Raw genomic sequence first — 15,328 nt, forward strand, 5'->3', positions numbered from 1 at the left:
TAGGCATTAACTCTGAGAACTCACCTGAGTAGCCAATAGTTAGCCACTAATTCTCTTGGCTATGGGACCTGTGATAGGCAGAACCCAAAACGCTGTTGAGGAAATATCAAATATTTTGAAGTTATCTGAAAAACATATTCTTTATTCGGGGGTTCAGGTTTTATATAAGTTCATAGATCAATATTATCCCCTCATCTCCATTCCCCTGCATCCCGATCCCGATTGGTTCTACATGTGGCTTAGTGGCTTCCGAGAGCAAGGTATTTGAGGAATATATTTTCTAGCTCAAATCAGATAATCAATATCAGCCCCTATAAACCTTTATGAAACTCAAAACACTTTGTCTAGGCTATCTTTTCTTTTAATTTCTCATCAGTTATTCTTATCGCGCTCCATAGCTGGAGAGATCAATCCGTTGGTGCTCTCCTTCCTGCTTCCATTATTTTCTTAACATCATTTTCAGGAATTTTCTTGTCTATGTATTTTCTTATCGACCTTCTAGAAAGAATTGCATTAAAAACTTCTTCAGAAATCTTCCTAACCAAGTAGAAAATTAAAGACTAGGTTTATATGTTTCTCTCGTGAACAAAATTGATGCTAAAATTCCAAATAATGAAACTCCTATGCTGACAATTATCATAGAACTGATGCTTAAAAAACCTGAGATGGTCTGCAATATAGCAATGCCGAAAAAGACCTGAACATTAAACATTGCTGTAGCTGTTCCTGAGTATTTTGATTGAACTTCTTCTCTTGCCATAACAGGAGCTACTATTTATAAAGCTATTGAAAGTCCAAGAGATATCATTGAAGCATAGAGCAAAATACTATTGTGTAAGTAAAATGAAATATAAATTAAAAACCATCCAATAAGTGAAGAGAGCGGAGTGGAGATTAAAATTGGCTTTCTCCTCTTTATAACATTATCGCTTATAAAGCCTACTATAGGAGAGAAAATAGTAGCCGTTATAGCAATTATCATAAGCATAATGCTTGCCTTTCCTATACTGAACCCAAACATTTCAGTTAGGTTCCTTTGACCCCATGTGGCTTGATATGCGATGCTAGTGCCGTATCCGGCTAAAGCGGCTATTCCGACACCCCATATGTGCTTTTCTGAAGCTATTTTCTTCATTTCGGCAAATCTTTCTCTTAGCTTAGAAGTTTTTTCTATGCTTCCTACATCACTCGATTTTTTAAAAACTAAGTAAGAAAGCAAGGAAGATATAGAGGCCAATATTAAAAGTGTTGTTGTGTAGCCGAACCTCTGAAGAAAAATCCTTAATGGATAAGTCGAGACTATTGTACTGAAGTTCCCAATCATTATTGCGAAAGAGGTTAATTTTGCTTGCATCGATTTGCTAAAATATAGAGAAAATGATCTCATATAAGAAAGAAATGCGACAGCTGCCGCAAAGCCTATTAAAGTCCTTCCTACAATTAGGCCAAACTCATTTTTTAAAAGCATAAGGATAGTACCCAATGAAAGTACTGCAAGCATGGTGGCACCTATTCTCTTAACTCCATAAGAGTCTAATAGTGGACCGGTTATAAGCTGGGAGGTTGCATATGCATAAAAGTATGCTGAAGACATTGTAGATAGAAGAATATTGGCATTTATGCCATAATATCGAGAAAATTCATCAACTTCAGGCTTCATAATACCAGTCATTGTCCTGTGAAAATATACTAGGGCATATGCAATCAATAAAATGATCATTATCGAATAATAACTGTTATTCGACCCCTTTGCAGTCAATTCAATCACTAATCTTTTTATTGATTAGAGTAGGTGTAAACTATTTTTTAATTTTCTTGTATTTATTTTTTAAATTATAATTCAATTCTTTTGCTACTTTCATCCGAAGAAGCCTTCTATATATCTTTTATATTTTTATAAAAATATATAAATTCTATAAATTTATGCAAAAAAGTATAAAAATAGCCAATTAAGAATAAAAAGTATAGAAATGGGGGAAGTGTATAAATTGTCAAATGCTTTCAGTGAACTTGATAGGGCAAAGCTGAGCTGGGGACACATAAAGGTAATGATCGTTTCTGGCTTAGGCTTTTTTACAGATGCCTACGACCTTTTTGTAATTGGAATAGTTCTCATGCTTCTATCTGGACCGTATCAAACTTCATTCCACTTATCAGGGCATGAGATCGGGGCTGTTGGTGCATCATCACTTGCTTTTGCAATGATAGGACAACTTCTTTTTGGGAAGATCGCCGATAAATATGGTAGAAAAAAAATATATGGAATTGAGCTTTCTATTTTGATAATTGGAGCGCTACTGAGTGCAATATCATGGAATTTCGAGTCACTTTTAATCTCAAGGATTTTTTTGGGTATAGGAATTGGGGGAGACTACCCAGTAAGTGCAACTATAATGAGCGAATATGCAAATGCCAAAGATAGAGGGAAGCTTGTAGGATTGGTATTCGCCATGCAGGGCTTTGGAGCAATAACAGCTGTGGTAGCTTCTGTAATATTGGTTTCTTATCTTCCTGCTGAAATTACTTGGAGAGCACTCTTAGCTATCGGAGCAATCCCTCCACTCTCGGTCGTCTATCTAAGAAGAAAAGTACCTGAAACTCCGAGGTATGCATTGCTCGTATCAAACAATCAAGAAGAGGCTAAAAAGGCATCCAAAATCATTATAGGGAAAGAGATAAGATTTAATGTAGGTAACAACGGCATAAATCACTTAACGTTCAGAGAGTTTTTGGAAAAATACTGGAAGTCTTTGTTTATAGCTTCTTTTGCTTGGTTTCTAATGGACATAGCTTTCTACGGAACGGGCATTTACTCATCTTTTATCGTCCCCCAAATGATTTCTGTAGACTCAATACATATGAAAATCTTAATATCGGGAATACCATACTTCGTTGGCGCCTTTGGATACTTCTTTGCAGCCTTCCTAATGGATTCACTAGGAAGGAAGAGGATACAAATACAGGGCTTTATAGCAATGGCCGCAATTTATCTAATCGTTGCACTATCTCTTGTTAGTAATGGGAAAGACGTATTGGGATTCTATGTACCTAAATATTTAGCATTTCTGATATACAGTCTTTCATTTTTCTTTATAAACTTCGGACCAAATGAAACAACATTCGTATTTCCAACAGAGCTTTTCCCAACGAAATATAGATCTACATCGCATGGAATTGCTGCAGCTACGGGAAAGGCTGGAGCGGCATTAAGTACATATTTATTCCCATTAGCTTTGGAATCTATAGGTATCAGGGGAGTTTTGTTTATACTGTCAGGAGTGTCAATGCTTGGAGCGATTATATCAATATGGCTAAAAGAACCTGCTGGCAAATCGCTTGAAGAAATTACGGAAGAGAAAGTTGCGATCGAAGTTCCAATTTCTGTTCCTCATCCATATTCTAACTAAAAAATCTTTATTTTATCTCATCAACATCAAAATATAAACTTTTATGAAACCCGAAACTGTTTGTCTAGGCTAAGGACAGAAAGAAGAAGGATGAGACAATAAGGTTTCGTATAAAAATAACCTTTATGAAAATTTTAAGTAAAGTAGTAATTAGCAAAAAATACGCTCTTAATAGACCCTATTTGAACGAAAATTCTTTTAGTTAAAAATAACAAAATTAATAAAATAGAATTGGTGTAAATTATGGGTATTTTTACTTTTGAAAAAGAGTATAATAAAAATGTTAGTCTGAGCGAAATTTTAGATAAGTTTTCCAACTACTTAAAAAATAACGGATGGCAAGTTCAACAAAAAACCGGAGTAGATAAAGCTATCCTTCAAGCGAGAAAGGGGGGGATATTGAGAGATCTATTTACTGCAGGAAGGGCGCTTACTTTCACTTTTGAGCAAGAGCCTGAGAAACTGAGAGTTAAAGTTGGAATTGGAAATTGGATCCAGAATATAGCTATAACAACAATTGAAACATTATTTTTGAGCTCACTTTTCTTACTAGTAGATATTCCGGAAATGCTTTGGAACAAACATATAGAAGAAGAGATTTTAAAAGAATTAGACAAAATAATTAACAATGCATAAAATTGAAGTGACGTAGTTGAAAATGTCCGAGCAGATTAGAATAGAGGGAGTAAGCATAAAATTATCTGAAAATAAGCCAGGAATTTACAAAATAACGATTTTTATAAAAAACGTTGGGGAAGTTAAAGCTGATATAAATAGCGCATATGTTTTCAACATCTATGGAAACGTATTTTGCTCTGAAATTTTAAACATTAGCCTTCAGCCTGGCGAAGTGAATACTATATCATTAGAGTGCAAGCTTGAAGAAAGAGCTCCTTATTTCGCAAAAGTAGCAACAAAAAAGGGACAGGAATCTCTTTACTCATTTAATATCTAGATATTTTCCTATTTTCCGTATTCCTTTTAACAGCTTCTCTCCTTCTAGTCATAAAGAACAAGGTTAGAAAGATTATCATTAAAGCAAAAGCAAGATTTATGCCAAAAAACTCTATTCCAAAATACTCTTTTGTCCAGCTCAAAGATTCGTAAAGAAGCTGAAGCTCTATAACTAAAGTTATCCCGCCAAACAAATAAACAAAGACCCTTCCTATATTTCCAGAGCTGGAATTTGATAACATATTAAATCTCTTTGAAATAAATCTCAGCATAGAATTTGTGGTGACTATGAAAGCCAACAGCACAAGAGAAGATCCTAATACTCCTATTATTGCCCGTATAATTATTTCTATAGAAAATGATAAATTAATATGTTGAAATATTAAGGAGAACATATCGCTAAGATATGAAACCAACAAAACAATTGCTACAAATCTCGTTAGTATCGCAAAAGTCCCAACAAGCGTCTCAATGCTGCTGAAATATAGCTTAGAAATTCCATCTAAGGCCTTTCTCGTATTAAGAGGAATGAACGAAATAAGTTTTAATGCAAAGGTATCAATTCTTGAAGATATAGCTCCACTTACAATTAAAGTCGACATAACCGCTATAGTTGATATGCCAACCATTTGACTTGCAAGCATTCCAGATGATGCCAGCGTATCTGCAAATATAATTCCGCTTTCTGCTATAGGGAAAAGGGTTAATGAGATGAGTGAGGCATTTTCAGGAGTCACTCCACCTAGAATCCCACCGGTAAACAAACCGATCATTCTTATTGGTACTGCCAGCATCCCTAAAATGATTCCATACTTTATTACTTTTATACTATTGAAAAGACCTATATCTGCTCCTAGAGAAGAGAAGTAAAATAACATACCAATCTCTTTCATCCCTACAAGCATGTCAGCTATCTCCCCCGCACCTAAAGTTGATGAAAAGGCGAGGCCCGAGATGAATGCGCCAAATAACGGAGGGAGACCGAAGTATTGAGAGATAGATACATATCCGAGAGCTATAGCGAGAGATAGAATAAACTTATTGGTTTTTTCCTGCACCAATGCAGAGCTGCTCAAAATCCTGAGTATTAAATAAGCAGAAGCAAACATAATTAGAGAAAGAGCTGCAATCTTTAAGAAAAGCTGGAACCCGCTAATTATCCCAACATTAGAACTGCTGAATGAAAAAAGTATTGAGAATAAACTGAACTGTACAATATCTTCCATGCTGAACTGCAAAGTAGCAATCTGCTTAATTTTTGTCCCCAATCTTCCTCTATCACTGGATATAAGATAGAAAGTGACCATAGAGCAGTTTACAAGGAGAAGAAAAGTAAAAAGCCTTTCAATTTGAGAAAAGCCCAAAGTAAAAGAAACGATGCTGCTCAGAGTCCAAATGAACGTTATAGATACTAATTCTATAGCTACAACTCTAGAAAAAGATGCCCGCAGTCCTGAAATGCTTATCGATGAACCAGCTTCGAAAAAGAAAAGTATCAAACCTATTTCTCTCAATGCATCTGTATAACTGAAGTCAACAGAAATATGAAAATGCAAAGCGATATACGCTATAATAATTCCTCCAAAAATATAACCGAGGATCCTTCCAAAGCCAAATCTCTGAAAAATTGAAGCTATGAATCCACTGACTGTCAGCAAAATCAGCACTGATAGCAAAGGATCCAATAGGCTTCCCTCATATAAGAACAAAAGTATTAAAATAAAAAAACTTTATCTATTAAATTGAATTCAAGCCTCGATCTTTCTCTTCTTTACTGCCCTATCAAAGACAAGCCAGTTGTTGTACCACTCCTCATTTTCCTTTTTTAAAAGCTCAAGAACCTCCTTCATTAAGTCCTTTGTCGCTATCTCGCTTACCCCTCTTTCAAGCAATCTGCCTTCAATTATTTTTGCTATTTTTCTAGCAACCTCAGGTGTCGCTCCAGTTTTTACAAGACTGACAATTATTTTTTCTGGCATGAACTCTTCTTTTTCTCCATTTCTTTTTAAAACTGAAATATTCATTATTCCACCATAAAGTTCTGTCTATAAAATATTAATGGATAACATAATAATAAGTTTTTAAAAGCAAAATTCTATTCGTAGCTGAAAGCGAGAATACGTTGGTAATCTTTATTAGTATTATTTTTTATAAATAATAACCTGGTAATGTAAAGGAAGATGCGACATGATACCTGAAGAGCTTGTCTCAAAGTATGTGACCCCTTCAATAAAAGGGCTGATTATACATAACTTAGTAAAAAGAGGGTATGGACAATTTAAAGTTGGAAAACTACTAGGAATATCCCAACCTATGGTTAACAAATACTTAAGCGTAAATGAATCCATATATATTGAAAAACTGAAAAAAGTTGGGATAAATGAGGAAGAAGTAAGTAGGCTTGTAGAAGTCCTTTCTGAAACGCTTCACGACAACAGACCGTTTGATTATATAAAGTTGCTCCATTCGTATACTGCTTCATTATTAGAGAGAGGCGTGCTATGCAATTTTCATAGAAAAATTTACCCAATAATTCCAGGTGATTGTAATATATGCCTAACATCGCATAAAGAAAAGAAAGATATCTTAATAGATGAGGTTAGAACCGCTTTTGAGTTGTTCAATTCTAACCCTAATAGTTATCTCCTCATTCCTGAAGTTGGTTCTAACATTGTGGCATTTCCAGAAAGCGGGAGGTCTTATATAGAAGCAGTCGGCTTTTCTGGTAAAATTGTAAACATTGGAAGCAGAGTTATAGCTGTAGGAGAACCGATGAGGGGAGGGAGCAGGCACACAGCGACAGTTCTTTCTAAAGTCAAAAATAGGTTCAATGAAGTGTGTGGTGTCATTGTAATAAGATATGATAGAAAGATAATTGAAAAAATGGATCGTCTTGGATATAAAATTTCTAAAGTTAAGCCGCATAGCTCTATGGAGGAATTTTACCTATATCTTGATGAGCTGTTAGGAGAGCTTAAAGATCCCCCTGATGTGATTGTAGATGAAGGCGGAGAAGGGATAGAACCTGTCTGTTACATATTTGGAAAAAATGCAATTGACGCAGTTAAAAAAGCTCTAAACACTATTTAATTTATTATCTGCATACTATTGATTTCTCCTTATACTTTTTGCAGCATAAGTGGCAATAAATCCATAAACTGCACCGCTAACCATTGATGCAATCACCCATAGAGACATCTCAATGCTACTTCCAATTGTCCCAAACAACAAAGCATCTAATGCCACTGCAACAGGTCCGGCGGCAATCGCTGAAAGAACTCCAGAGATAATATCCCATCTTTTATATCTGAAAAGGAAATATACAAATTCCGATGCGAGTCCCTGCAAAAGCCCGTAAATTATGTTAGTTATTCCGCCTGCTGGAGCTATTAAAGTTTCAACGAATGCCCCTATTACTTCCCCAAATAGAGCTGAAAGAGGCTTTCTTATAAGCGTGGCAGCAAGAGGAGCACCTATAAACCAAAGGCCGTATGAAGCCAATCTTGCGCCAACTGGACCTCCTACAGCTTCAACTGCATAATAAATTGACCATGATCCAGCAAATATAATTCCTGTTACTACACCAACGAGTGCTAAAATTGCGAGGTCAATGCCTGTATAGCTTGTTTTCTTCTTTTCTTTTTTCTCTGCACTGTTCATATGAGACCATCAAAACATTAAATGTAATAATAAGGATATAAAGTTATTGATTGTAAAGTTATAAAAATTTTACAAATATAATCGCAATCGCCCATTCTACTGCAATTAAACTTAGTATAAATATATCATATATAGAAAGTTTCTCCTTTTTTATCCTCTTCCTAAGCTTTACGCCTCTAAGCTCTGCAGAAATTCCGCTCCACTGGGCTCTTTCATAGCTTACATTTAATATAGAAATTAAAACTTCTTTTAAGATTAAAGGATTGAGTATATTTGTACCAGCCTTCCTCTCTTTTCTGGCTATCTGAAGCTCTCTGTAGTCTCTAGAAATTAATGGAAAAAGCCTAAAAGCGTGGGATATAGAAAATGCTATCCACGGCGGCATTCCAAGGTCTCGCTCTAAAGACCTGATCAGCTCTCTGGAACCTCCACTCATACCCAACATGAAGAGAGTTGAACCGATTATTAGGAAGAACCTTAAATTTACAAGCAAAAAGGATGTTAATGCGTTGTACCTAACAGAGAGCCCTCCTATTTTAAACAACATAGGACCGGTATTGTGAAAATAGATGCCGTTGATGAGGGCCCCCCACGCGTTTATCATCAAAATAACAAAAATAAGCTTCATTGGAAGGGTCTTCCTTCCATAGCAAATACCTAATATGAAATTCAACAATGAGGGTATTAAGAGAGAGCTTGGCAAATTAAAAACAAATGCCATAATTGATACCGCAATCGCATATATGAAAAGCATAGAAGGCTTGATTTTTCTATGCTCCATGACTTACACCTGAAATGGTCTCTAGCTTTTTCGCTTCATCAATAGGATCCACTTCTTTGATACTTCCATTATATGTAGCATAAGCTCTATCTGCAATTTCAGACAAGACTCTTGGATCGTGAGTAGAAATCAGGAAAGAAGTGCCTTTTTCTTTAAGCTTGATAACATTGCTGAAAAAATCAAATAGCATAAACTTGTCAAGTCCAACAGTAGGTTCATCAAAAAGAACGATTGAAGGTTCGTAGCTCCATGCTATTACTGCAGAAAGCCACCTCCTTTGCCCAAGGCTAAGCGTGTAAGGTGAAGAGTTCTTTCTGCTTTCATAGAAGTCGAGCAGTGCTATTAATTCATCCTTTCTCTTTCCGGTCTTTTTCGATAGGAATTCGAGCTCTTCTTTCAAAGTGTTTTTTATAAACAAATAGTCAGGAACTTGAGGTACATAAAAAGGCTTGACATTCTTTCTTTCCGCATAAATTTTTATCTCTCCACTATATTTTTTATGAAAGCCTGCGATAGTTTTTAAGAGAGTTGTCTTCCCGGAGCCGTTTGGACCTACTAATGCAACAACCTCTCCCCTTCTCAAATCCAGATCAATATTTCTCAATATGTAGTCGCTTTCGTCATACCAGCATTCAACCCCTCTCATTTCTAGAATTTTTTCTCTCCTATTTTCATCTTTTTTCTTCTTGGTTTCAGAAACAGGATAAGAATCTACACCCAAAGAATCTAATTTTTCCAAAAATTCAGGAGAAATAGTGATGTCCTTGAAATAAGTGGTATCTGAATTTTTTCCCAATACTATAAGCTCAGATGCCATATCAATAAAATATTTTACTTTATGTTCTACCACAATAATGCTTTTTCCCATCCTTATTTCGCTAGCAATAAAATTTCTAACATCATTAATACCCCATGGATCTAAAGATGCTGTAGGCTCGTCGAATATAATTATAGGGGGATCATGAGCTATTGCAGAAGCCAATGATAGTCTTCTTTTCTCTCCTCCGGATAGGTTTTCAACATGCTCAAACATCTTTTTCTTCAAACCAAATGTTTCTAAAAGGTTTTCCGTCTTTTTCTTTGCTTCACTTTCTTCGAAGCCAAAGTTTTCAAGTGTGAACATCACTTCATCAAATGGCGTTGGCATTAAAAGTTGCCTATCAGGATCTTGAAGGACAAAACCGAAGATTTTGCCAGAAAATGAAAGCGGCTCATCTAGCTTCAGTATGTCTGTTGAACGGTAAATAACTTTTCCATCAGCCCATCCTTTTAATAAAGATGTAAGCACGCCAGTAATAGCAAAAAGCAAAGTAGTTTTTCCAGAACCTGAATGACCTCCTATTAAAATGAGTTTACCGCTTTCAGCATCAAAACTGATATTGTTCAGTATTTTTTCGCTTTCATTATAACCAGCAGAGTTTATACGTACACTTAGCATAAAAATCAGCAATGATACTATTATCTTTTTATTGATAAATATATTATTATAAAAAAGATTAAAAAATTAGATCCTTTTGATTACTGCTTCAGGGAATTCTCTGAGAACTTCCTCTAAAACCTTTTCTGAAAAAACTTCCAGCTTATATACATTTAAAAATTCCATAGTGAGGTCTACTACCGTCATGTTCTTTTCTAATCCCAAAAGAACAGTTGGTTCTGATGACAGCTCCCCTTTTATCTTTGAGACTATTTCTTTAACTCTCTCTAAAGCCTCCAATGGCTTCACTGTTTGAGGGATGTAGATTCTTACTCTATACATATACCCTATGGGGGTCGTTCTGTTTATAATTATTGAATTGATCAGTCTTATATTTGAAATAAAGATTCTCTCCCTTCTAGCTGTTTCCAAAAATATGCCATTGTCCTCAATGCTTATAACCCTTCCGAAAATGCCATCAACTTCGATCCAGTCCCCTATTTTAAAAGACTTTGTTCCTCTTAGCAAAAATTGAATCCCCCAGTTCCTAAGGACGTCAGCAAACGAAATTACTATAGCTAAGCCCAGCAATAAGATAATAACACTTTAAAATGCTTTGGAAGATAACTTTTGCTCCAAGTTTTTTCGCAATAGCAGGTGTATTATCAACGCTTCCTCCGTCCACTAAAATGATTTCCCTTACGTTCTTTGCTTTTTTTGCAGTTTTTACAGAATGTGCAATGAATTTTTCTTCATCTTTCGCTGGAAAGATTACAGAAACTTCTTTCATCTTCGATCTTTTAGATATTTATATTTCATTAATAATTTTTTTAGCTTTAAATGTTTTCTCTACAAGCCAAGTATCTATTTTAATAGTTTTTCCATTTTAATATTAGTTGATTGCTTATTTCACGAGAATGAAAACACTGACCTTCTCTCGCGTCTGGTCTGAACTTTTATCTTCTTCGCAGATGAAATATCTATTTACAAATGAATGAAGGGAGCCAGTAAACTCCCTAAAAGAAACTTATTTCCAAAGGAATGAGATGAATCAGTTTAAAATTTATATTCTTAAAAAGCAATATACTGTGTTTAGCTCCTTTTATGAGGTGTTTTTATGAGTGAGGAAGAAGAGGTAGAAGAGGTAGAAATTGAAGAGGAGGAAGAAAAGGAAGAAGCATCTGAAATGGAAGAGGAGGAAAGCTCTATAGGTTTTGACATATCTCCGGACGAAATCAATACAATGATTGAAATAGTAGAGAAAATTGAACAAGCAAGCGAGGGAAAAATAAGCAAAGAAGATCTCAATAAGGCTTATGGAGAGCTCATTTCACACAAAGCTAAAGAAAAAGAAAAGAAGGAAAAGAGCGAAAGAAAGAAGGAAAAAAGCAACAAAAGTAAAAAAGGCAGAAAACCAAAGGCTAAGAAAAGTTAAACGTCATTGACAAATTTCACGTATTTCTTTAAATTATTAATGACGCGAAGGAAATTGCTGTAATTATCGCTGGAATAGAGAAAAATATAGGACCCTCTCCAAAAGTGAGCATTAATCCTGATAATACGCTTCCGATTAGATTTCCAACTTCTCTAGCCATATAATAAGAATGGTTTCCGTATCCGCTTGTAAGCTCTACAAAATAGTTATAGAGAGTAGAGTTTATAATTGAATACATTATGAGAGAGAATGCAATATATATTGGAAGGAATTGCGGATTTCTCGCAGCATCCAGGAAAAATATGAACCAAGCGCCTCTTATAAGTATAGAAAATGAAGCTAGTGAAAGGCTTTTGACTTTTGTTGATGATAGCATCAAGAGAACTAAGCCCATTAATACATACGCAACTCCATTTGAAAGCCACATAATATGCATAGGAACACTTGATCGCAGAACAATAGGAAGTGCAGTAATCATGTAGTTTCCAACTAACGTTGTTCCAAGAATTGCTATAAGTATGGAGATTGAGCTTTTGCTTTTTCTTATGCCTTCAAATTTTTTGAGGTAATAGCTATTGCTTATCAAATCTGAAGAAGTAAACCCACCGAGATAGAAGTTTATCCAGTTGAAGCTTTGCGAGAAAGCGTGAAACTTCCTCTCAAATCCGAATGGTATGGAAGGCAACGAAAGAAAGAATAATATTGAAAGAATTACAGCTATGAGCATGAATATATCTAAAGATAAGCCTAAAAATACTCCTCCTATTAGGATTAAAAGAACTCCTCTTGTTATATACGAAATCATGTTCTGAAGAATTGATTTTTTTGACCACTGAGAGCTGTCATTCATTTCAAATATCGTGGTAGTAAGGGAGAGCGTCGAGCTTGAATTGCTAATGGCATTCAGTAAAAATGCTATAGTTACAGATAAAAAACTGTGAACATAGAGCAAGACAAATGAAGTCGCCATAGTAATAACTGAAATTGCACTTAGCAATTTATTATCTTCTGAATCTGAAAGAGGAGAAAGTATTTTATTTGACAGAATAAAAGTTACGCTCCACATAGCAGTAATGAATCCGTAAACTTGAGAAGATACATGAAAATTATATGCTATATAAGTTGAAAGTGCGCTGTTTATAAATGAAAGAAAAGACAGCGATATAGTTCCAATAAAAAACCACATCAGCTAATCCACCGTAATAATCAATTTAACGAAAATACCTTTAAAAGAAAAAGACCTTTTCCTTTTTTCATTATTTATTTTAAAAAACAAAAAAATTATGGCAAGACCGAACTCAATAACCATATCATGTATATCGGAATAAATACCAATGATATTGTATTTAATAATTTAATTACTATATGTAATGATGGCCCTGCAGTGTCCTTTAATGGATCTCCAACGGTATCTCCAACTACTGCTGCTGCATGCGCAGGTGATTTCTTTCCTCCGAAATGACCAGCTTCTATGTACTTTTTAGCATTATCCCACGCTGCTCCTCCCCACATCATTAAAATTGCTAAAGTTACAGCACTTGCAGTTGCACCCACAACTAGAGCACCAACAGCAGCTCCTCCGAACAAAATTCCTATAACCAAAGGCGGCAATATGACTGTTAGTGCGGGAGAGATCATGTTTCTAATCGCATATTGAGTGCTAATATCAACCGCTCTATAGTAATCAGGCTTTTCCTTCCATTCTAATATCCCTGGTCTCTCCTTAAACTGTCTCCTGACCTCTTCAACCATCATCCATGCTGCCCTTGTCACAGCATCTAATGCGAAAGAACTGAACAAATATGGAATCATTGCGCCTATTAAGAAGCTCAGCATTATATCAGGTCTAATCAAAACTAGCCTGTTGATAAATTGCTGCATAATTACAAGGAAGTTCTGCATATTTATTTGAGCAATTCCACTAACTAGCTGAATTACCGAAGGATCTCTCGCAACATAATCTTGAACAAATGCCTGAAATAGCAGTAAAGCTGCAAGAGATGCGCTTCCCATCGCAAATCCCTTGGTCAAGGCCTTTGTAACGTTTCCTAAAACATCAAGAGGATCGAGCCTATTTCTAACCTCTTCTTCCAGTCCAGCCATTTCAGCGATTCCACCAGCATTGTCAGAAATAGGTCCTGCACCATCGAGAGTCATTATGATCCCTGAAAGCGATAACATTCCTAATGTAGCTAAAGCGGTTCCAAAAATTCCGTAAAGGAATTTTTCTATTGGAATGCCTGCTATTGCCAATGAATTAGAAGTCGAAGGAAGTGGCATATGCATGCCTATCATGAAAGCAATAAGAAGAGCTGATGAAATTACGATAATAGGCACGAATGTCGCCCTCATTCCTATCGTGAGCCCTTTCAGAATTGTCAAAGCAGAGCTGGATTGCGAGACTTGAGCTATTTCAACAACTGCTTTAGATTCCCTACCGGTATAATAGTTCGTAGCTAGCACTATTATAACAGCAGAAATTATTCCTATCAGCGATTCTGAGAGAAGATATCCCCAATACTGCCTAAAGAAAAGAATATATACGATCGCGAATCCAATTAATGCGACAACAGCTGTTACTATAACCCCGTTCCTCATGGGCTCAATCGGGTCATTAAACTTCTTCTGGGAAGCTGCTGTTACAACTCCTGGTATAGTTGAGATTATCTTTACAGCTCCTATCAGCAATGGCAATAGCATGAATTTAATAGCCGTATCCTGGGAAGTTCCTGCATTAATCAATATAAAGTAAACTGCCCAACCAACGATCATAGAACCTAGCAGTTCTGCAGTAATAGATTCGAAAATGTCTGCCCCTCTTCCCGCACAGTCACCAACGTTATCTCCGACCTGGTCTGCTATTACGGCCGGATTTCTAGGATCGTCTTCAGGTATTCCCGCTTCAACCTTTCCAACAAGATCTGCACCCATGTCCGCAGCTTTTGTATATATTCCTCCTCCAACTTGAGCAAATAATGCCGAAAGGCTTGCCCCAAAAGCAAATCCTGCCAAACTGTCAAGTACAATTCTTATGCTTAAAGGATTGCTACCGCCTACAAAGAAAGAATATACTAGATAGAGCAGAGAGAGCATAAAGACGCTCATTGATGGCACTAAAAATCCTAGCACACTTCCTCCTAAAACTGCAGTCCTGAGCGCTTCCCAAGTTCCTCTCCTTGCGGCCTCGGTTGTTCTCACATTAGCCTTTGTTGATGCATCCATACTTAAAAACGCTGCTGTTACAGATGATGCACTACCCAAAACTACTGAGACGGCAATAAGAATGGACTCTGAAATAACTTCGCTTCTCATTTCCGGATGTTGTGGCAAAAGCTTCACATCGTACCCGATGTAAACGCTGATACCAGCAATAACAGCCATAATAAAAGAGAACACAATTATTGTTTTTAATTGCCTTTTCATATATGCAGAAGCTCCTTCTCTTATCGATTTCCATATCTCGACCATTTTTTCCGTGCCTGTAGGTTGCCTTCCAATCCAGTTATAGATATATAAAGCACTTATTATTCCTAGAAGACCTGCAATTAGACCCACATATACGAACAGCACTTTCATTTCACCAATGTTTAAAACTGTAATTACCTTGAAAAAATAAAGCCGAATGGTTAAAAAACTTAATCTTTTTTATCATTTGCTGTTTTTGCAATAAAAAT

General features: G+C 36.0%; 17 protein-coding genes. 5 read left to right on the forward strand and 12 right to left on the reverse strand.

Annotation, left to right across the window (positions count from 1 at the left end; genetic code table 11):
- Positions 1 to 407: 407 nt before the first annotated feature.
- The 3 genes from ACP5SL_RS00820 to ACP5SL_RS00830 are packed head-to-tail and all read right to left on the reverse strand — an operon-like array spanning position 408 to position 1,759.
- Complete coding sequence (locus ACP5SL_RS00820; protein ID WP_272985355.1) at positions 408 to 545, reverse strand: nitroreductase family protein; 138 nt, start codon at positions 543 to 545, stop codon at positions 408 to 410.
- A gap of 8 nt (positions 546 to 553) precedes the next feature.
- Positions 554 to 760, reverse strand: coding sequence for a hypothetical protein (locus ACP5SL_RS00825; protein WP_428228034.1), 207 nt, complete (start codon positions 758 to 760; stop codon positions 554 to 556).
- 15 nt (positions 761 to 775) lie between these two features.
- Complete coding sequence (locus ACP5SL_RS00830; RefSeq protein ID WP_428228035.1) at positions 776 to 1,759, reverse strand: MFS transporter; 984 nt, start codon at positions 1,757 to 1,759, stop codon at positions 776 to 778.
- A gap of 211 nt (positions 1,760 to 1,970) precedes the next feature.
- Here ACP5SL_RS00830 and ACP5SL_RS00835 point away from each other — a divergent pair, with 211 nt between their 5' ends.
- The 3 genes from ACP5SL_RS00835 (at position 1,971) to ACP5SL_RS00845 (ending at position 4,362) form a co-directional block, all read left to right on the forward strand.
- The gene (locus tag ACP5SL_RS00835) at positions 1,971 to 3,407 is read left to right on the forward strand and encodes an MFS transporter (protein ID WP_148683565.1); all 1,437 of its coding nucleotides are present in this window, start codon (positions 1,971 to 1,973) and stop codon (positions 3,405 to 3,407) included.
- A 243-nt stretch (positions 3,408 to 3,650) separates the two neighbouring features.
- Positions 3,651 to 4,043: a hypothetical protein gene (locus ACP5SL_RS00840; RefSeq protein ID WP_428228036.1), complete on the forward strand. Its 393-nt coding sequence runs from the start codon at positions 3,651 to 3,653 to the stop codon at positions 4,041 to 4,043.
- Positions 4,044 to 4,059: 16 nt separating this feature from the next.
- Positions 4,060 to 4,362 (forward strand): hypothetical protein, encoded by a 303-nt coding sequence (locus tag ACP5SL_RS00845; protein ID WP_148683566.1) that lies wholly within the window; start codon positions 4,060 to 4,062, stop codon positions 4,360 to 4,362.
- On the opposite strand, the gene ACP5SL_RS00850 is transcribed toward ACP5SL_RS00845, so the two are convergent.
- Together ACP5SL_RS00850 and ACP5SL_RS00855 are read right to left on the reverse strand one after the other, a co-directional pair.
- Positions 4,352 to 6,046: a cation:proton antiporter gene (locus ACP5SL_RS00850; RefSeq protein ID WP_428228037.1), complete on the reverse strand. Its 1,695-nt coding sequence runs from the start codon at positions 6,044 to 6,046 to the stop codon at positions 4,352 to 4,354. The genes ACP5SL_RS00845 and ACP5SL_RS00850 overlap by 11 nt on opposite strands.
- Positions 6,047 to 6,109: 63 nt before the next feature.
- On the reverse strand, positions 6,110 to 6,385 hold the full coding sequence (locus tag ACP5SL_RS00855) for an ATP cone domain-containing protein (protein ID WP_014557716.1): 276 nt from the start codon (positions 6,383 to 6,385) through the stop codon (positions 6,110 to 6,112).
- A gap of 163 nt (positions 6,386 to 6,548) precedes the next feature.
- Here ACP5SL_RS00855 and ACP5SL_RS00860 point away from each other — a divergent pair, with 163 nt between their 5' ends.
- Positions 6,549 to 7,451 carry a thiamine-phosphate synthase family protein gene (locus ACP5SL_RS00860; RefSeq protein ID WP_014557717.1) on the forward strand — a complete coding sequence of 301 codons (903 nt, stop codon included), beginning with the start codon at positions 6,549 to 6,551 and terminating at the stop codon, positions 7,449 to 7,451.
- A 15-nt stretch (positions 7,452 to 7,466) separates the two neighbouring features.
- Here ACP5SL_RS00860 and ACP5SL_RS00865 read toward each other — a convergent pair whose 3' ends face one another.
- The 5 genes from ACP5SL_RS00865 to ACP5SL_RS00885 all read right to left on the reverse strand — a co-directional run bounded on the left by ACP5SL_RS00865 (position 7,467) and on the right by ACP5SL_RS00885 (position 11,009).
- On the reverse strand, positions 7,467 to 8,021 hold the full coding sequence (locus ACP5SL_RS00865; protein ID WP_014557718.1) for an ECF transporter S component: 555 nt from the start codon (positions 8,019 to 8,021) through the stop codon (positions 7,467 to 7,469).
- Positions 8,022 to 8,079: 58 nt separating this feature from the next.
- A complete protein-coding gene (locus ACP5SL_RS00870) occupies positions 8,080 to 8,802 on the reverse strand; it encodes an energy-coupling factor transporter transmembrane component T (protein WP_014557719.1) in 723 nt (240 codons plus the stop codon).
- Positions 8,792 to 10,240 carry an ABC transporter ATP-binding protein gene (locus ACP5SL_RS00875; RefSeq protein ID WP_014557720.1) on the reverse strand — a complete coding sequence of 483 codons (1,449 nt, stop codon included), beginning with the start codon at positions 10,238 to 10,240 and terminating at the stop codon, positions 8,792 to 8,794. Before ACP5SL_RS00875 ends, ACP5SL_RS00870 begins: the two co-directional genes overlap by 11 nt.
- Before the next feature lie 66 nt (positions 10,241 to 10,306).
- Complete coding sequence (locus tag ACP5SL_RS00880) at positions 10,307 to 10,810, reverse strand: mechanosensitive ion channel domain-containing protein (RefSeq protein WP_428228038.1); 504 nt, start codon at positions 10,808 to 10,810, stop codon at positions 10,307 to 10,309.
- Positions 10,776 to 11,009, reverse strand: coding sequence for a glycosyltransferase (locus tag ACP5SL_RS00885; protein WP_428228039.1), 234 nt, complete (start codon positions 11,007 to 11,009; stop codon positions 10,776 to 10,778). Before ACP5SL_RS00885 ends, ACP5SL_RS00880 begins: the two co-directional genes overlap by 35 nt.
- A gap of 327 nt (positions 11,010 to 11,336) precedes the next feature.
- Here ACP5SL_RS00885 and ACP5SL_RS00890 point away from each other — a divergent pair, with 327 nt between their 5' ends.
- Complete coding sequence (locus ACP5SL_RS00890; protein ID WP_193803612.1) at positions 11,337 to 11,654, forward strand: hypothetical protein; 318 nt, start codon at positions 11,337 to 11,339, stop codon at positions 11,652 to 11,654.
- Between the two features lie 28 nt (positions 11,655 to 11,682).
- Here ACP5SL_RS00890 and ACP5SL_RS00895 read toward each other — a convergent pair whose 3' ends face one another.
- Together ACP5SL_RS00895 and ACP5SL_RS00900 are read right to left on the reverse strand one after the other, a co-directional pair.
- Positions 11,683 to 12,840, reverse strand: a complete 1,158-nt coding sequence (locus ACP5SL_RS00895) for a hypothetical protein (RefSeq protein ID WP_428228040.1) — start codon at positions 12,838 to 12,840, stop codon at positions 11,683 to 11,685.
- Between the two features lie 95 nt (positions 12,841 to 12,935).
- Positions 12,936 to 15,230 (reverse strand): sodium-translocating pyrophosphatase, encoded by a 2,295-nt coding sequence (locus ACP5SL_RS00900; protein WP_014557727.1) that lies wholly within the window; start codon positions 15,228 to 15,230, stop codon positions 12,936 to 12,938.
- Between the last annotated feature and the right edge of the window lie 98 nt (positions 15,231 to 15,328).

The organism is Fervidicoccus sp. (genome assembly GCF_049967375.1).
GTDB lineage: Archaea > Thermoproteota > Thermoprotei_A > Sulfolobales > Fervidicoccaceae > Fervidicoccus > Fervidicoccus fontis.

Coding starts and splice junctions, on each gene's coding strand:
- ACP5SL_RS00825 (WP_428228034.1), bottom strand. CDS start 760: ATGGCAAGAGAAGAAGTTCAATCAAAATACTCAGGAACAGCTACAGCA.
- ACP5SL_RS00835 (WP_148683565.1), top strand. CDS start 1,971: ATGGGGGAAGTGTATAAATTGTCAAATGCTTTCAGTGAACTTGATAGG.
- ACP5SL_RS00840 (WP_428228036.1), top strand. CDS start 3,651: ATGGGTATTTTTACTTTTGAAAAAGAGTATAATAAAAATGTTAGTCTG.
- ACP5SL_RS00855 (WP_014557716.1), bottom strand. CDS start 6,385: ATGAATATTTCAGTTTTAAAAAGAAATGGAGAAAAAGAAGAGTTCATG.
- ACP5SL_RS00860 (WP_014557717.1), top strand. CDS start 6,549: ATGATACCTGAAGAGCTTGTCTCAAAGTATGTGACCCCTTCAATAAAA.
- ACP5SL_RS00865 (WP_014557718.1), bottom strand. CDS start 8,021: ATGAACAGTGCAGAGAAAAAAGAAAAGAAGAAAACAAGCTATACAGGC.
- ACP5SL_RS00870 (WP_014557719.1), bottom strand. CDS start 8,802: ATGGAGCATAGAAAAATCAAGCCTTCTATGCTTTTCATATATGCGATT.
- ACP5SL_RS00875 (WP_014557720.1), bottom strand. CDS start 10,240: ATGCTAAGTGTACGTATAAACTCTGCTGGTTATAATGAAAGCGAAAAA.
- ACP5SL_RS00885 (WP_428228039.1), bottom strand. CDS start 11,009: ATGAAAGAAGTTTCTGTAATCTTTCCAGCGAAAGATGAAGAAAAATTC.
- ACP5SL_RS00890 (WP_193803612.1), top strand. CDS start 11,337: ATGAGTGAGGAAGAAGAGGTAGAAGAGGTAGAAATTGAAGAGGAGGAA.
- ACP5SL_RS00895 (WP_428228040.1), bottom strand. CDS start 12,840: ATGTGGTTTTTTATTGGAACTATATCGCTGTCTTTTCTTTCATTTATA.
- ACP5SL_RS00900 (WP_014557727.1), bottom strand. CDS start 15,230: ATGAAAGTGCTGTTCGTATATGTGGGTCTAATTGCAGGTCTTCTAGGA.